13 protein-coding genes are annotated in these 16,470 nt (G+C 60.6%); 7 read left to right on the top strand and 6 right to left on the bottom strand.

What is annotated here, in order from left to right; genetic code table 11:
• The coding region (locus KBF66_RS15480; RefSeq protein ID WP_296659063.1) for a phosphoribosylaminoimidazolesuccinocarboxamide synthase at positions 1-900 on the bottom strand (900 nt) is incomplete at its 3' end.
• Positions 901-992: 92 nt separating this feature from the next.
• Complete coding sequence (locus KBF66_RS15475) at positions 993-1,850, bottom strand: 2OG-Fe(II) oxygenase (protein WP_296659060.1); 858 nt, start codon at positions 1,848-1,850, stop codon at positions 993-995.
• A 73-nt stretch (positions 1,851-1,923) separates the two neighbouring features.
• On the opposite strand from KBF66_RS15475, the gene KBF66_RS15470 reads away from it, so the two are divergent.
• The 5 genes from KBF66_RS15470 to gshB all read left to right on the top strand — a co-directional run bounded on the left by KBF66_RS15470 (position 1,924) and on the right by gshB (position 8,885).
• The gene (locus tag KBF66_RS15470; protein WP_296659056.1) at positions 1,924-3,267 is read left to right on the top strand and encodes a glutamate-5-semialdehyde dehydrogenase; all 1,344 of its coding nucleotides are present in this window, start codon (positions 1,924-1,926) and stop codon (positions 3,265-3,267) included.
• Between the two features lie 135 nt (positions 3,268-3,402).
• Entirely contained in the window at positions 3,403-4,698 is a 1,296-nt protein-coding gene (gshA, locus tag KBF66_RS15465) for a glutamate--cysteine ligase (RefSeq protein ID WP_296659053.1), read from the top strand.
• 93 nt (positions 4,699-4,791) lie between these two features.
• On the top strand, positions 4,792-6,660 hold the full coding sequence (locus tag KBF66_RS15460; protein ID WP_296659051.1) for a potassium transporter Kup: 1,869 nt from the start codon (positions 4,792-4,794) through the stop codon (positions 6,658-6,660).
• A 46-nt stretch (positions 6,661-6,706) separates the two neighbouring features.
• Positions 6,707-7,924, top strand: a complete 1,218-nt coding sequence (locus KBF66_RS15455; RefSeq protein WP_296659048.1) for a benzoate/H(+) symporter BenE family transporter — start codon at positions 6,707-6,709, stop codon at positions 7,922-7,924.
• Between the two features lie 7 nt (positions 7,925-7,931).
• Positions 7,932-8,885: a glutathione synthase gene (gene gshB / locus KBF66_RS15450; protein WP_296659046.1), complete on the top strand. Its 954-nt coding sequence runs from the start codon at positions 7,932-7,934 to the stop codon at positions 8,883-8,885.
• Here gshB and KBF66_RS15445 read toward each other — a convergent pair.
• Positions 8,816-9,754: a class II glutamine amidotransferase gene (locus KBF66_RS15445; protein WP_296659043.1), complete on the bottom strand. Its 939-nt coding sequence runs from the start codon at positions 9,752-9,754 to the stop codon at positions 8,816-8,818. The genes gshB and KBF66_RS15445 overlap by 70 nt on opposite strands.
• A gap of 292 nt (positions 9,755-10,046) precedes the next feature.
• Here KBF66_RS15445 and KBF66_RS15440 point away from each other — a divergent pair, with 292 nt between their 5' ends.
• Positions 10,047-11,936, top strand: a complete 1,890-nt coding sequence (locus tag KBF66_RS15440; protein WP_296659038.1) for a hypothetical protein — start codon at positions 10,047-10,049, stop codon at positions 11,934-11,936.
• A gap of 4 nt (positions 11,937-11,940) precedes the next feature.
• On the opposite strand, the gene KBF66_RS15435 is transcribed toward KBF66_RS15440, so the two are convergent.
• The 3 genes from KBF66_RS15435 to KBF66_RS15425 all read right to left on the bottom strand — a co-directional run bounded on the left by KBF66_RS15435 (position 11,941) and on the right by KBF66_RS15425 (position 14,648).
• Entirely contained in the window at positions 11,941-12,165 is a 225-nt protein-coding gene (locus tag KBF66_RS15435) for a hypothetical protein (RefSeq protein ID WP_296659035.1), read from the bottom strand.
• Positions 12,162-12,368 (bottom strand): cysteine-rich CWC family protein, encoded by a 207-nt coding sequence (locus KBF66_RS15430; protein WP_296659033.1) that lies wholly within the window; start codon positions 12,366-12,368, stop codon positions 12,162-12,164. The genes KBF66_RS15435 and KBF66_RS15430 overlap by 4 nt, the downstream gene beginning before the upstream one ends.
• 72 nt (positions 12,369-12,440) lie before the next feature.
• A complete protein-coding gene (locus KBF66_RS15425; RefSeq protein ID WP_296659030.1) occupies positions 12,441-14,648 on the bottom strand; it encodes a malate synthase G in 2,208 nt (735 codons plus the stop codon).
• Positions 14,649-14,870: 222 nt separating this feature from the next.
• Between KBF66_RS15425 and KBF66_RS15420 the strand changes: the two genes are divergently transcribed.
• Positions 14,871-16,088 (top strand): CaiB/BaiF CoA-transferase family protein, encoded by a 1,218-nt coding sequence (locus KBF66_RS15420; protein ID WP_296659067.1) that lies wholly within the window; start codon positions 14,871-14,873, stop codon positions 16,086-16,088.
• Positions 16,089-16,470: the final 382 nt, after the last annotated feature.

The following is a 16,470-nucleotide window of genomic DNA, read 5'->3' as shown; positions in this document are numbered from 1 at the left end:
GGCTTCCTGGTACTTCTCGGCAGTTTTGTCGATCACTTCACGTGGCAAGTGTGGCGCCGGCGGGGTTTTGCTCCAGGGTTTGCCTGCTACTTGGGCGCTTTCCAGCCAGTCGCGCAAAAACTGCTTGTCGTAACTCGGCGGGTTGACACCTTCGACATAACTCTCGGCCGGCCAGTAGCGCGATGAGTCGGGCGTGAGCACCTCATCCATCAGCACCAGCGTGCCGTCCCGGTCCAGACCAAATTCAAACTTGGTGTCGGCAATGATGATGCCTTTAGCTGCGGCGATCCCGGCGGCGGCCTGGTACAGCGCGATGCTGATGTCGCGAATGCGGCTGGCCAGATCGACGCCGATCATCTCGACGGTTTTCTCGAACGTGATGTTTTCGTCGTGCTCACCCATTTCGGCCTTGGCCGCCGGGGTGTAGATCGGGGTCGGCAGCTTGCTGGCGTTGCGCAGACCCTCGGGCAGCGGCACGCCACACACGCTGCGGCTGGCCTGGTACTCTTTCCAGCCGCTACCGGCCAGGTAGCCGCGCACCACCGCCTCGACGGGAATGGGCTTGAGCCGTTTGACCAGCATGGAGCGACCGGTGACCTGCGGCACCTCGGCGGGCGTCACCACGCTTTCGGGCGCATCACCCGTCAGGTGGATCGGGCAGATGTTCAAGCCGTTTGGGCCAAGCCTGTCAAACCAGAACAGGGCCATTCTGGTGAGGAGCGCGCCCTTGCCCGGTATGGGTTGACCCATGATGACGTCAAAAGCGCTGATGCGGTCGGACGCCACCATCAGGATGCGGTCATCACCGACCGCATAATTGTCACGCACTTTCCCGCGCGCCAGCAGGGTCAGCGAGGTCAGGGACGAGGTGTGCACAGTGGTTGGGCTGAGTTCAGACATGGCAGGCAAATCCATCAAACGGCTACGGGAGATCAAGTCGATGGAGTTTAGGACCAATGCGCCGCATTTCGGCTGGCGGCCTTGCAAAAACGCTAGCCGTATTTGCGCTCACGCATCCACTTGGTAGCGATCCATTTTTCACCGGAAACGACCGGTGCCCCGGCGTGCAGAGACAGCGGGTCAACTTGACCCAGACTGTTGAAATACTCAAAGTACGCTGCGGCACCCTTCTTGGGCGTCACCGACAAGTGGATGGACGGGAAGGTGGTTCCGCCCCCCTCCTGCACATCGTTGAGGTACATCACCAGTGTGCTGACACGCTGCCCGCCCTTGGCCAGATGCAGTTGGCTGCCCGGGTCTTCAGGCGGAAAGTAGTCAAAGTGGGATTTGTACTCACCGCCCACCGGGTAGTGCAGGATCTGGATGCCCTCACCGTTTTCGGCGGGCCAGTTCATCACCTCCGATATACGCCGGTCCAGGCGGGCAATGAAGTCGTTTTCGTTAAGGCGGAAAAAGGTACCGTAGCTACTGCGGTCATCAATCACCTTTTCCTGGCCGGTGACCGAGTCAACAACGGCGGAGCGCTTGAGCTTGGCGCGCGCCTGAGAAATCAGTTCATCACACTCATCGTGACTCATGAAATTGTCAAACAAAGCCACCACCGGCCGCGCCAGCCGCAAGGACACCAATACCTCGCGGTCATGGGTCTGGAGTCGGTTGCCACTGAACGACAGCCGTGGTGTCTCGTAGACGAAGGCCGGTGTGGATGGCTGGGTGTCTTTCTCGCGCGCCATGCTGGCTTGCACCTGTCCCAGGCTGGCAGCGGCCAGCGCCGCATCCATGCCTGACTTCACCATTTCACTCACCATTTGCGCGCTGTCACAACCACGCGCCAGGTTGTCACGGATCCAGCTTTGCCACGCCGGGGAAAGAAGGGTTGTGCTCGTCATCGGTTAAACCTCCAGCCTCCAGTGTAAGTCCGGGACACACATGGCATTCGCTTGGGCATGTCAAAATGAGACCATGACCGCGAACTCCATCCTCCAACAGACGCAGACTCTGGGCTTACTGGCAAAACAGGCCTCAGCCCTTATGGCAAAAGCGCCTTCAGCTTCCAAGTTGAAAGCATTGAAGCTGCTTGCCAGCCTGCTTCGCAGCAACGTGCAGGCGCTGCAGATCAGCAACACCCAGGATATTGAACGCGCCGTGGCGGCCGGCCTGTCCGAGCCCATGGTGGACCGGCTCAGGTTGACACCCAAAGTGATTGAAACCTGTGCCCAGGGCTGCGAACAGTTGGCCGCCATGCCCGATGTGATCGGCGAAATCATGGGCATGAAACAGCAGCCCAGTGGCATCCGGGTGGGGCAGATGCGCGTGCCCCTGGGTGTGTTTGGCATGATCTTTGAGAGTCGCCCCAACGTCACGATCGAGGCCGCCAGCCTGTCGATCAAAAGTGGTAACGCCTGCATTCTGCGCGGCGGCTCGGAGGCGATCGAGTCCAACAAGGCGCTGGCACGGCTGGTGCAGCAGGCGCTGCGCGAGAGCGGTCTGCCCGAGCATGCAGTGCAGCTGGTGCAAACCACCGAGCGCGCAGTGGTCGATGCACTGATCGCCATGCCGCAGTATGTGGATGTGATCATTCCGCGCGGCGGGCGTGGGCTGATCGAGCGCATCAGCGCCGGCGCCAAGGTGCCGGTGATCAAACACCTGGACGGCAACTGCCACACCTACGTCGACGACCCGTGCGACCTGGCGATGGCGATCAAGGTAACCGACAACGCCAAAACACAGAAATACAGCCCCTGCAACGCCACGGAGAGCCTGCTGGTGGCGCGCAGCGTAGCGCCGCTGTTCTTACCCCGCATGGCCGAGGTGTTTGCCGCCAAAGGGGTCGAACTGCGCTGTTGCCCCGAATCCATGGCCTTGCTACAGGACTCTGAACACAGTAGGGCTTCAGCCCAATCCGGACAAGTACCGGCAGCGACACAAAACATGGCAGACTTGAAGCCCAAGCTGACACCCGCCGAAGAATCGGACTGGTTTGAGGAGTATCTGGCACCCGTCATCAGCATCAAGATCGTGGCCGGGGTGGACGAGGCCATTGCCCACATCAACCACTATTCGTCACACCACACCGACGCCATCCTGACGCGCGACCACGTCCATGCCCAGCAGTTTTTGCGCGAGGTCGACTCGGCGAGCGTCATGGTCAACACCAGCACCCGCTTTGCTGACGGCTTTGAGTACGGGCTGGGTGCCGAGATTGGCATCAGCACCGATAAATTTCATGCGCGCGGCCCGGTCGGCATTGAAGGCCTGACCTCGCTCAAGTACGTGGTGCTGGGCGAGGGCGAAGTGCGCACCTGAACCCCATCCGGGGTGCTGAGGCGGCAGCTGGAACTAATTGCGCTGGCGTGACTCACAAGCCGGGTCGTGCCGAGACGGTTTCGGGGCGACATTTCAGCACCCTAGAATCCGAGCACCTCTTTCGCAAGGCCGACCATGGTTCCCCATCTCATCACCGCCCTGACCGGGCCAATCAACGAACTTGAACAGCGTGTGCTGGACTCGATGCCAGCCATTGAGCGCTGGTTCCGGCTGGAGTGGATGGAGCACACGCCACCGTTTTACAGTTCGGTGGACATCCGCAATGCCGGTTTCAAGCTGGCGCCGGTGGACACCAATCTGTTCCCCAGCGGCTGGCACAACCTGACCCCGGAGATGATGCCGCTGGCGGTGCAGGCGGCCATGGCCGCCATCGAAAAAATCTGCCCCGAGGCGCGCAACCTGCTGATGATCCCGGAGAACGGCAAACCCAGCAGCTTTTATCTGGAAAGCCTGGTTCAGTTGCAACGCATCTTCAACATGGCCGGACTCAACGTTCGGCTGGGCTCGATCGACCCGGCGGTCAAGAAAACCACCAGCTACGATCTGCAAAACGGCGGCACCGTCACCCTGGAGCCGGTGATTCGTGGCAAGCGTCGTCTCGGGCTGAAAGACTTCGACCCCTGCACCATTTTGCTCAACAACGATTTGATGGCCGGTGTACCCGGCATTCTGGAAGAGATTTTTGAGCAGTACCTGCTGCCGCCGCTGCATGCGGGCTGGCCGACCCGTCGCATGAGCAGCCACTACAAGGCTTATGAAGAGGTGGCCAAACGCCTGGGCAAACTGATGGGTGTGGACCCGTGGCTGATCAACCCGCTGTTTGAGAAGTGCGAAGAAGTTGAGCTTGGGCAGGCCAAAGGGCTGGACTGCCTGAGCGCCCAGGTGGATCTGGTACTGACCCGGGTGCGGCGCAAGTACAAGGAATACGGCATCAAGGAAAAGCCGTTCGTCGTCGTCAAGGCAGACCACGGCACCCACGAGCTCGGCGTGGTCACGGTGCGTGATGCACGGGACATGCAGGCGCTGCGCGACCGCGTGAGCAGCCTGACACATGGGCGCAAGACGCCCTGGTTGCCGCACGACTTTCTGGTGCAGGAGGGCGTGCTGACACAGGAGCGCGTCAACGATGCCGTGGCCGAGCCCGTGATCTACACCATGGACCGTTATGTGGTGGGCGGTTTTTATCGGGTTCACGCCGGACGTGGCGTGGATGAGGCGCTCAACGCACCCGGCTCGGATTACGTGCCCCTGGCGTTCGAGCACAGCACCCAGCTGCCGCAGCCCGGCGTCAAACCCGGTGCCAGCGTGCCCAACCGGTTTTACATGTATGGCGTGGTTGGTCGGCTGGCCATGCTGGCGGCGAGCTACGAGCTGGAATCCACTGATCCGGACGCCGAGGTTTACGCCTGAATCTGCAGCCGGCACGGCGGTGACGGCTTTTTGACGCAAAATAGCGACCCCTCATCACATGGAGTCCCGTCGGCTTGCCGTCGGGGTGGCTGTTTGGCAAGCTCTCAAACGTCTCTGCGCGCGCTCACCCTGGGTGCCATCGGTGTGGTGTATGGCGACATCGGCACCAGCGTGCTGTATGCGGTCAAGGAAGTTTTTGGTGCCGGGCACGTGCCATTCACCGCTGACAACGTGATGGGCGTGTTGTCCATCATTTTCTGGACGCTCAGCGTCATCATCTCGCTCAAATATGTGACACTTGTGTTGCGCGCAGACAACAATGGCGAAGGTGGTCTGGTGGCCATGCTGGCCCTGGCGTCCACCTCGGTGAAGGACAAGCCGAAATTACGCCGTGCCCTGCTTTACGTCGGTATTTTTGGCACCTGCCTGTTTTATGGCGATGGCGTCATCACCCCGGCCATCTCGGTGCTGTCGGCGGTTGAAGGGCTGGAAGTGGTATCACCAACCTTCAAGCGGGCCGTCATCCCCTTGACCTTGGTGATTCTGTTGGGCCTGTTTTTTGTGCAAAAGCGGGGCACGGCCGACATTGGCAAGTTTTTTGGCCCGATCACGCTGGTCTGGTTTGCCACCATTGCGCTGCTGGGGGTGTCGCACATCTGGCACAACCCCGAGATTCTGCTGGCCCTGAGCCCGCATTACGCGCTGGGTTTCATGTGGGCCAACCCGGGCACAAGTTTCATCATCCTGGGGGCGGTGGTGCTGTGTGTCACCGGCGGCGAAGCGCTGTATGCCGACATGGGACATTTCGGCAAGAAACCCATCCGTCTGGCCTGGTTCACCATCGTCATGCCGGCGCTGACACTGAACTACTTTGGCCAGGGTGCCCTGCTGCTGAGCAATCCGCTGGCAGTGAAAAATCCGTTCTTCATGATGGCTCCCGGCTGGGCGCTGCTGCCCATTGTGGGTCTGGCCACCATGGCTACGGTGATTGCCTCGCAGGCGCTGATCACCGGGGCTTTTTCGGTGACCAAACAGGTGATCCAGTTGGGCTACCTGCCACGCCTTCAGGTCTGGCACACCAGTGTCAAGGAGACCGGCCAGATCTACATGCCTTTTGTCAACTGGGGGCTGTTCGTGCTGATCGCACTGGCCGTGGTGTTATTCAAGTCGTCCGGCAATCTGGCCGCCGCCTACGGCATCGCGGTCACGCTGGACATGTTGATCACCACCGTGCTGACGTTTTTTGTCATTCGCTACGCCTGGCGACTGCCGCTGGCGCTGTGCCTGGCCGCCACCGGCGTGTTCTTTGTCATTGACCTGGCCTTCTTCTCCTCCAACATGATGAAATTGTTCGATGGCGGCTGGTTCCCGCTGCTGATCGCCGGAGCGGTGTATGCGGTGATGCTGACCTGGAAAGACGGCCGCCGGTTGATGAAGCAAAAACTCATGACCGAAGCGATTGATCTCAACAGCTTTCTGGAGGCTGTGTTTGTCAGTCCACCGGTGCGCGTACCGGGCACGGCAGTGTTCCTCACAGCCGAGTCAGGCACCGTTCCTAACGCCATGTTGCACAACCTCAAACACAACAAGGTGTTGCACGAGGTCAATTTGTTCGTCACGGTAGTCAACCATGAAGTGCCATGGATTGGCATGGACAAGCGGCTGAGTTTTGAGTCGCTCGGTCACGATTGTTGGCAGGTGATTGTCAATTACGGATTCAAGAACGAACCTGATCTGCCCAAGGCGCTGCGGCACATGCGTGGTCGCGGTTGTGACTTGGAGCCCATGACGACAAGCTATTTCCTCAGCCGCGACACGGTCACGCCAACCTTGGGCAGTGGCATGGCGCAGTGGCGGGAAAAGCTGTTTGCTCAAATGCACCTGAATGCCAGTGGGGCCGCCGACTTCCTGAAGCTGCCCAGCAACGCCGTGGTGGAGCTGGGCTCCAAAATCGAGATCTGATCCGTCTCGGTGCCCATCGCAGCGACCAGCGGTGAGAATCGGCGTCATGCAATTTTTCAAAGACCTGTCGCCTGCCGCCTTGACCGCCGGATTTGTCGCCGTGCTGGTGGGTTTTACCAGCTCGGTGGCCATTGTGTTCCAGGCCGCCCTGGCGTTTGGCGCCACCCAGGCGCAAATCAGCTCCTGGATGTGGTCCCTGGGCCTGGGCATGGGGCTGTGCACGGCGGTGCCTTCACTGCTGCTGCGCAAGCCGGTCATGGTGGCCTGGAGTACGCCGGGGGCGGCGGTGCTGGCCACCGCTGGCATGACCGGTGGGTTTTCCATGCCTGAAGCGGTGGGTGCGTTCATGCTCTGTGCGGTGTTGATCACCCTCAGCGGCGCCACTGGCTGGTTCGAGCGGGTGATGAACCACCTGCCCATGGCCATTGCCTCGGGGCTGCTGGCCGGGGTGCTGGCACGTTTTGGCATGCAGGCCTTTGGTGCCGCCCAAAGCAACCTGCCATTGGTACTGCTGATGCTGTCCACCTATCTGCTGACCAAACGCTGGCTGGCGCGATACGCCATCCCGTTGACACTGGCGGTCGCCATTGTTTTCGTGGCACTTGTCGACGGTTTCACGGGGGCTGGCATTCGGTTTGAGCTGGCCGTCCCGGTATTCACCGCACCACAGTTCAGCTGGAGCGCAGCCGTCAGTCTGGCGCTGCCGCTGTTTGTGGTGACCATGGCTTCGCAGAACCTGCCTGGTGTGGCCGCCATTCGTGCCGCCGGTTACCACCACAGCGCAACCCGACCCGGCATACCGGTGTCCGGCATGATCACCCTGACCGGTGTTGCCACCCTGGTGCTGGCCCCGTTTGGTGCCTTTGCGCTCAATTTCAGCGCCATTACGGCGGCCATTTGCATGGGCCGCGAGGCCCACCCTGACCCCGACAAACGTTACACCGCTGCGGTCTCGTGTGGTCTGCTCTACGTCCTGATCGGCGTCTTTGGCAGCGCCATTACCGGTGCCCTGACGGCGTTCCCCAAAGAGCTGATTGCCGCCATTGCCGGCCTGGCGCTGCTGGGCACCATTGGCGCGGCACTGCACACCGCGCTGGCCGATGAGTTTCACCGTGAAGCCGCCCTGATTACCTTTCTGGTGACCCTCAGCGGGGTGGTGCTGGGCGGTGTCGGCTCTGCGTTCTGGGGGGTCATCGCGGGTGCGCTGGCGCTGCTGGTGCAGCGTATCGGAAAATCGCACTTTGACCCGTCCCACCGAAAGTGATCCCCCCATGAAACTGCTCTTTGTTGCCGACCCGCTGGCGTCATTCAAGACTTACAAAGACACCAGCTTCGCCATGATGCGCGCCGCGCAGGCCCGTGGGCACCAGTTGTTTGCCTGTGAACCACGCCACCTGCGCTGGCTGAGAGGTGGTGCGGTGGAGGCTCAGGTGGAGGCAATCCGGCTCACCGGCAAGACCGTCGAATGGTTTAATGTTGATAGCAATGAAACCACACCATTAAAGCGCTTTGATGCTATTTTGATGCGAAAGGATCCGCCTTTTGACAGCGAGTATTTTTACGCTACCCATCTGCTTGAGCAAGCCGAACGCGAGGGTGCACGCGTCTTCAACCGGCCGCGCGCATTGCGCGATCACCCGGAAAAACTGTCGATACTGGAGTTCCCACAGTACATCGGACCGACGCTGGTCACCCGCTCGGCTGACGACATCCGCGCCTTCCACGCCGAGCACCACGACATCATCCTCAAGCCGCTGGATGGCATGGGGGGCATGGGTATCTTCCGGGTGATGGCCGACGGGCTGAACCTGGGATCCATCATCGAGACGCTCAACCGGGACGGCCAGCAAACGGTGATGGTGCAAAAGTTTCTGCCCGCCATTGCCCAGGGGGACAAACGGATTCTGGTGGTTGGCGGCGAACCGGTGCCCTACTGCCTGGCGCGCATTCCGCAGGGTGGTGAGGTGCGCGGCAACCTTGCCGCAGGCGGCAAGGGTGTGGCACAGCCGTTGTCAGCGCGGGACCTGGAGATTGCCCACGCCATCGGCCCGGTGCTGGCAGAGCGCGGGCTGCTGCTGCTGGGACTGGATGTGATTGGTGACTGCCTGACCGAGATCAACGTCACCAGCCCGACCTGCTTTCAGGAGATCACCGATCAGACCGGGTTTGACGTGGCCGGGATGTTTTTGCAGGCACTCGAAGCGGCACAGGCCGGGTCACACTGAGGTGCCGGCCCCTCAGGCACGACGGGCACCGGTGCGTGCGGGTCGGTCATCGGTGCCGGCCGTGGCGGCGCCGCGCACTGACAACTGCAGTCCGACAGCACGCCATCAACAAACACCTTGAGTTCACCTGGCGTGAACGCCAACCAGTCTTCATCGGTCGTCAGTGGCTCGGTGGTAATGATGGCAAGCCGGTCCTGTGGGCTGTTGAACTGCGCCAGGTTCACTGTCACGTCATCGTCCTTGAGGTGTACCTGGTGGAACGGATGAGCACGCAGCACGTAGTGCAAGTGGGTGGTGGCGTGTGCCCACAGCGCCAGCCCGTTGCTGAGCAAGAAATTGAAGGTGCCATGCCGGGATATCTGCGGCACCAGCTCCTGCAGGGTACGCGTCAGTTCATTGACGGTGGGCACAGCGGCGTGGGACTTGGCCAGTTCCTGTAACAACCAGCAAAACGCCAGCTCACTGTCGGTACTGCCCACCGGGTGGAAGCTGCCATGCAAACGCGGGGCGAAATTCTTCAGATCACCATTGTGGGCAAACACCCAATAGCGGCCCCAGAGTTCACGCACAAAGGGGTGGGTGTTTTCCAGCGTCACCTGCCCCACGGTGGCCTTGCGCACATGGGCCACCACATTGTGGCTCTTGATCGGATAGCTTTTGAGCATCTGTGCGATGGGCGAGGTGGCCGCACTCATCCGGTCGACAAAGTGGCGCACCCCTTTACCCGGCGTCGCACAGTCACTTTCAAAAAAAGCGATGCCCCAGCCGTCACCGTGGTGATCGGTGCAGCCGCCACGCTGGGAGAAGCCGGTGAAACTCAGCGTCAGGCTGGCCGGCAAGTGGCTGTTCATTCCAAGCAATTGGCACATGGTGATGGGACTATGGTGGGCACTGTTGTCAAAACGCTTACAAATTCATTTGAGCTTAACGATTTACTGCTCATATTTTCAGGCCGCTGGCGAGAAAGTTGGCTTATGACCCGTTCAACGGGTATGCTTTGCGCTGTTTTTGAAAACCCGTTGAAAATTGGGCTATAAACCGGGGTCTGCCACGCTGACGCAGACTCACTGGTCGTCACCAAATGGGAAGGCTGTTTTGAAGAGCAGAAGCGAATTGTTAGCAGGGGTAGTTTGCGGGATCCTGTCGCTTGCGGCCGCGCCTGTGCACGCCTTTACTTTGGGTGAGTTGAGTGGTGTCGCACTGATCGGGCGGTCGCTCGACGTGACCGTACCGGTGCAGTCCGGCCCTGGCGAACAAGCCAGTGCGGCCTGCTTCACCGCCGAGCTGTTCCATGCCGATACGCGCCAGCCAGCCCCCAACGTCAGCGTCACACCGACCTCAGGTGGCACGGCGGTGGTCCGCATCCAGGCCAACACACTGGTTGATGAGCCCATCGTCAGCGTTGAACTGCGCGCCAGGTGCGGCTCCACCAGTACACGGCGTTACACCCTGCTGGCGGATGTCGCGCCAATCGAAACGCAGGCAACCACGGCATCGACTGCTCCGCGGTTGCCTCAGATTGAGCGCTCAGTGGTCAAGCCTGCCGCCGTTGACGGATTTGCCATCGCCACCGTTGGCCCGGCCACCCAGGCCCGCACCACGGTCAACAAAACTCGTGCGGCACCCAACCCCAGACCACGGCCACCGGTCGCCTCGGTCAAACCCGCTGTCGCTGCGGGAACTTCGGGCAGCGAGCTGGTGCTGCAACAGCCAACCCGGCCGCTCAAACGCAGTGGCCAGGCTGTGCTGAAACTCGATCCGCTGGATGTTTTTTCAGACCGGATTGCCACACTGGATTCGCCCATGCTGTTTGAGCCGTCGGCAGATGCCATGTTGCAAGCCCAGCAGATCAGTACACTGGAGGCTGACCTCAAGACCTTGCGCTCCCGCTTGGTCCGCAGTGACGCCGAACTGCTGGAGCTGAAAACCCAGTTGCAACAATCGCAGTCGGAGCAGGTTTCGGCCTTGTGGGTTTACGTGCTGGGGGGTCTGGTCCTGCTGTGTCTGGCGGCGCTGGCCTGGCTGCTGGTGCTGCAGCGTAAAGCCAGGCACGTCCAGGAACCGAAATGGCATGACTCCCAGCAACACGATTCGGCCTACGATCTATCCGAAGAGATGGGGCCGGCAGCGGAGCACCCACCGGCCGCGCTGCCCCACAAAGAGCCAGCGCTGGCACCCACGCGACCCGCTCCGGGTGAGCTGGGTGACAAGGCAGTCGACACGCCACGGTTGTCCGACACCGTGCCGGCAGCGCTGGATGGTGTCCAGAGTTTCAGTGTTGAGCCGATCCTGGATATCCGCCAGCAAGCCGAGTTTTTTGTTTCCCTCGGGCAGACGGACAGGGCGCTGCACATTCTCAAAAAGCAGATCGATGGCGCGTCTCAGCCCAATCCGTTCATCTTTCTTGACCTGTTGACCTTGCAACACTCGCTGGGCTTGAAACCGGATTTCCGGGACAGTCGCAATGCCTTCAACCGCCACTTCACCGGAGTTGTACCGGAGTTTGCAGCGTTCAACACTGAGAGCAAGGACCTGCTCGACTACCCCGAGTTGCTGGATCGCCTGGTACTGGATTGGCCAGGTCCCAAATCACTGTCACTGTTGAATGGCTGGATTGTGCGCACCCACAAAGGCACCGGCCACATCAGCTTTGATCTGGCGGCGTTTCGCGACCTGTTGCTGTTACATGCGATCGCGGAAGATATCGCCGGGGAGACACCGTCCGATGCCGCCGAGCCGCCGCCGGAAGTCAGTGTGTCAGCGGTACCGGACATCTTCAAAACGCCAGCGAGCAACACCTCGGTCGGCACGTTTGACGCGTCCATGGGTCTGGAATTGCTGCCAAAGTTTGACGCCAAGAAAGTGGTCCGGTCCAGTCTGCCTGAGGAACTGCGCGTGCAGTCACTGGACATGGATCTGACGGCATTTGAGGGTCCGCCCACCACAACAAAAGCGGCCAGTCCGGCGGTCGTGCCGCCACCGCGGGTGCCAGACATCTTTTTGTCGGACGAGATCGCCCAAGCCCACCTGCCCCCGGTCGACAAGACCTGACGACCTAATCGCGCTTGATCGCAAACTGGCGAAACAGGCGCCAGATCAGCAACAGGGTGGGTGCCAGATGCAGGCAGAGGTCAAAAATGTCCAGTGGACGCTGCAGGGTACCCAGCCACAACATGCGTGTTTTTTCCAGCAGATGGGGTTCTGGCACCACCGGTGCGACAGCCATCCACACCGCGAGTGCCACCAGCCAGGGCAGTGGAAACCGGTCCAGCCAGCTCATTCCTGGTTCGCCTGCACACACGCCGGGCACAGGCACGCCACACCACGCGCATCGGGTGGAATACGCTTGAGCAACTCGGCGCTGAACTGGGTCTGAGCACACCAGCAAGGCCCCTGCAACTCACCGCAGACACGACCGATCTCGACCGCGCACTGGTTGGGTTGTCCGCACAAGGGGCAGAGTTCGGGGGAATAGTCAGGCATGTTGGATTGAAGTCAAATGAGCGTCTATCGCTTATCAGAAAAGCATCGGATGTTTCAATAAACGTAGCAAAATCAGTGCGCCGCCTTGACCCTTTGCCGCCAGGCGTGCAAAAGCGGCTCGGTGTAACCGCTGGGTTGCGCCACCCCCTTGAAAACCAGGTCGCAAGCGGCTTGGTAGGCCATGGAGGTGGCAAAGTGTCCCGCCATTGGTTTGTACAGTGGGTCGCCGGCATTCTGCCCATCCACCACCGCCGCCATGCGCTCAAAGGTTTCCTTGATCTGGGTTTCGGTCACCACACCGTGGAGCAGCCAGTTGGCCATATGCTGGCTGCTGATGCGCAGGGTGGCGCGGTCTTCCATCAAGCCAATGTTGTGGATGTCTGGCACCTTGGAGCAACCTACGCCCTGGTCCACCCAGCGCACCACATAGCCCAGAATGCCTTGCGCATTGTTGTCGAGCTCTTGCTGCTTCTCAGCGGCGGTCCAGTTCGGGCTGGCGGTCACCGGAATGGTCAGCAGGCCGCCCAGCAAATGGTTGCGCTCTTTATCGGCCTTGGTTTTTTCCAGCTCCTTTTGCACCTCTTTCACCAAAACCTGGTGGTAATGCAGCGCGTGCAGGGTGGCGCCGGTCGGGCTGGGCACCCAGGCCGTGTTGGCACCGGCCTTGGGATGGGCAATTTTCTGTTCCAGCATGGCACGCATCAGATCGGGCATGGCCCACATGCCCTTGCCAATCTGGGCGCGTCCACGCAAGCCGCATTGCAAACCAACCAGCACGTTGTTGCGTTCGTAGGCCTGGATCCAGGCGCTGGTCTTCATGTCGCCCTTGCGGATCATCGGGCCGGCTTGCATGGCGCTGTGCATTTCGTCACCGGTCCGATCCAGAAAACCCGTGTTGATAAAGGCGACCCGACTGCTGGCGGCGGCAATGCAGGCCTTGAGATTGACACTGGTGCGGCGCTCCTCATCCATGATGCCCAGTTTGACCGTGCTGTCAGGCAAACCGAGCATTTGCTCGACGCGTCCAAACAGCTCACTGGCAAAGGCCACTTCGTCCGGGCCGTGCATCTTCGGTTTGACGATATAGACCGAGCCTTTGCGCGAGTTGCGGATGGCGTCTTTTTTGCTCTTGACCAGATCGTGCAGCGCGATGGTGGTGGTGACGACGGCATCCATGATGCCCTCGGGAATCTCCCGCACCACACCCGCCTTGTCGGTATAAAGAATGGCCGGATTGGTCATCAGATGGCCCACATTGCGCACAAACATCAGGCTCCGACCATGCAGACGCACCTGTTTCTTGCCATCCGCAGCGGTGTAGAGGCGATCAGCATTGAGGCCGCGGGTAAAAGTCTTGCTGCCTTTGGCCACTTCTTCAGTGAGTGTGCCTTTCAGAATACCGAGCCAGTTGCTGTAGGCCAGCACCTTGTCATCGGCATCCACCGCAGCGACAGAATCTTCCAGATCGAGGATGGTCGACAAGGCGGCCTCGACCACCAGATCGGCCACACCTGCCGGGTCGCTGGCACCAATCGGTGTGGCGCGGTTGATGATCAGGTCAAGGTGCAACCCATGGTGAACCAACAACACACTCGAGGGTGCCTTGGCTGAACCCTGGAAACCCACCAGTTGGTCGGACTCAGCCAGGCTGGTGCTGCTGCCATCAGCGAGTTTGATCGCCAGTTTGCCACCCTTGATGCTGTAGGCGACCGAATCCACATGTGAGCCTTTGCGCAATGGCGCACAACGATCCAGCACGTGGCGGGCATAGTTGATTACCTTGGCACCGCGCCGGGGGTTATAGGCGGCACCTTTTTCGCAACCGTCAGCCTCGCTGAGCACATCCGTGCCGTACAGCGCGTCATACAGACTGCCCCAGCGTGCGTTGGCGGCATTGAGCGCATATCGGGCATTGAGAATTGGCACCACCAACTGGGGACCGGCCTGCTTGGCCAGTTCAGCATCGACGTTGGCGGTGCTGATGCGCACCTTTTTTGGCGCCTCCACCAGATAACCGATCTTTTCGAGAAAAGCACGGTAGGCCGCCATGTCCTGCACCGGCCCCGGGTTGGCCTGGTGCCACCGGTCGAGCTCGGTCTGCAAGCGATCGCGCTCTGCCAGCAAGGCCAGATTACGCGGTGCCAGGTCGCACACGATGGCGTCAAAACCCTTCCAGAACCTGGCGGCAGTCACGCCGGTTCCGGGTAGGACTTGGGTTTCAATAAACTGGCACAGCTTGGTTGCCACTTGCAGGCGGTTCTTGGTGATGCGTTGGGTCATGGTCTTGATGCGGAGATGAAAAAGATGGTGCGGCTTGCGCAAGCATTGCCAGCCAGTCGCGAACAGCACATTTTACGTTTGCAAGCTCAATCCATTGTGAGCTGAGCCACGCAGAGAGTTATGACCAAAATGATGGTAATCACCACCTCGCATGATCCACCGCCGGGCTGTGACGCGCCGGTATTGCGTAACATCCTGAAAAACCGCCCAGAGGACATCACCATGCAAGACCCATCGCAACCCCCATCGTCCGCTGCACAGTTGCCATTGGCCGGCCTGCGCGTGGTGGAGTTCACCCACATGGTCATGGGGCCGACCTGCGGCATGGTGCTGGCAGATCTGGGTGCCGAGGTGATCAAGGTGGAACCCATCGAGGGCGACCGCACGCGCCATTTGCTCGGTGCCGGCACCGGATTTTTCCCGATGTTCAACCGCAACAAGAAGAGCATCGCGATTGATCTGCACCACCCTGAGGGTGCCGCCGTGGCGCGCCAACTGGCACTCAGCGCCGATGTGGTGGCGGAGAACTTCAAACCCGGCACCATGGTCAAGTACGGGTTGGACTACGCGGCGCTGAGCCAAGCCAATGCGCACCTGATCTACGTGACGCTGAAGGGCTTTTTGCCAGGTCCCTACGAGAACCGCACGGCGCTGGACGAAGTGGTGCAGATGATGGGCGGCCTGGCCTACATGACTGGGCGCCCCGGCGACCCGCTGCGTGCAGGCACGAGCGTCAACGACATCATGGGCGGCATGTTCGGCGCCATCGGCGTGCTGGCGGCGTTGATTCAGCGCGGCATCACCGGCAAAGGGCAGGAGGTGCAGGCTGCGCTTTTTGAGAACAATGTGTTTCTGGTGGGGCAGCACATGCTGCAATACGCCATGACCGGCAAACCCGCCGCGCCCATGCCCGCACGTATTTCACCCTGGGCGGTGTACGACGTCTTTACCGTGAAAGACGGTGAGCAGATCTTTTTGTCGGCTGTGAGCGACGCCCAGTGGCGCACTTTCTGCATGGCTCTCGGGTTGGCCGACCTGCTGGACGACCCGCGATACAGCAGCAACAACGACCGGGTACGCGAGCGACCCACTTTGATGCCTTTACTGCGCGCGCGACTGGCAGATCGCAGCGCAGCGGAGTTGACGGCCATCCTGCTGGCACATGAGCTGCCGTTTGCCCCGATCCGCCGGCCAGACGAGCTGTTTGATGATGAACACCTGCTGGCGACGGGCGGCCTGGCCAACATCACCTTGCCCGACGGTGAGCGTGCTGGCCAGACGGTGAAAACCGCCCTGTTTCCATTCACACTGGATGGCCGCCGCCCCGGGGTGCGGATGGATCCACCACGGCAGGGCGCAGACACCCAGGAAATCCTGGAAAGCCTGGGACTCGACGCCTTGTCGATCCGGTCCTTGTACGCCAGGTCAGCCGTTGCCTGAGCGGTCACGCATCGACCCCCCCCTTGGAGGGGTAGGCAAAATGCAGCCAGACTTTGACAATTGTCAACCAGTGCCGCAGGTCACCGCACCCGATGGCCAGTTTTGTCTTTCGCCCATTCATCCCTCAAGGAGTTTTCATGTCCCGATTCACTGCCCGCACCCCCAGACACCTGGTTCTTGCTTCCATTGGCGCCGCCTGCCTGCTCATGACAGCCTGTGGCGGGGGTGACTCGGATTCTGCATCGGACACAGCGGTAACTCCAACTCCAACTCCAACTCCAACTCCCACACCCACACCCCTGCCCCCTACACCCATCTCCGCGCCCACGCGACGGACACCCACCTCGAATCCCGCCCTCTGCTTGAAAAAGAAAATACACAA

This window comes from Rhodoferax sp. (genome assembly GCF_018063565.1).
Classification (GTDB): Bacteria; Pseudomonadota; Gammaproteobacteria; order Burkholderiales; family Burkholderiaceae_C; genus Rhodoferax.
Note: the sequence above shows the minus strand (reverse complement) of the source record. Positions and strands in the feature narration are given on the sequence as shown.

Excerpts from the sequence above, each read along its gene's own strand:
- KBF66_RS15475 (WP_296659060.1), bottom strand. The coding sequence starts at position 1,850 with ATGACGAGCACAACCCTTCTTTCCCCGGCGTGGCAAAGCTGGATCCGT.
- KBF66_RS15470 (WP_296659056.1), top strand. The coding sequence starts at position 1,924 with ATGACCGCGAACTCCATCCTCCAACAGACGCAGACTCTGGGCTTACTG.
- gshA (WP_296659053.1), top strand. The coding sequence starts at position 3,403 with ATGGTTCCCCATCTCATCACCGCCCTGACCGGGCCAATCAACGAACTT.
- KBF66_RS15455 (WP_296659048.1), top strand. The coding sequence starts at position 6,707 with ATGCAATTTTTCAAAGACCTGTCGCCTGCCGCCTTGACCGCCGGATTT.
- gshB (WP_296659046.1), top strand. The coding sequence starts at position 7,932 with ATGAAACTGCTCTTTGTTGCCGACCCGCTGGCGTCATTCAAGACTTAC.
- KBF66_RS15445 (WP_296659043.1), bottom strand. The coding sequence starts at position 9,754 with ATGTGCCAATTGCTTGGAATGAACAGCCACTTGCCGGCCAGCCTGACG.
- KBF66_RS15435 (WP_296659035.1), bottom strand. The coding sequence starts at position 12,165 with ATGAGCTGGCTGGACCGGTTTCCACTGCCCTGGCTGGTGGCACTCGCG.
- KBF66_RS15430 (WP_296659033.1), bottom strand. The coding sequence starts at position 12,368 with ATGCCTGACTATTCCCCCGAACTCTGCCCCTTGTGCGGACAACCCAAC.
- KBF66_RS15425 (WP_296659030.1), bottom strand. The coding sequence starts at position 14,648 with ATGACCCAACGCATCACCAAGAACCGCCTGCAAGTGGCAACCAAGCTG.
- KBF66_RS15420 (WP_296659067.1), top strand. The coding sequence starts at position 14,871 with ATGCAAGACCCATCGCAACCCCCATCGTCCGCTGCACAGTTGCCATTG.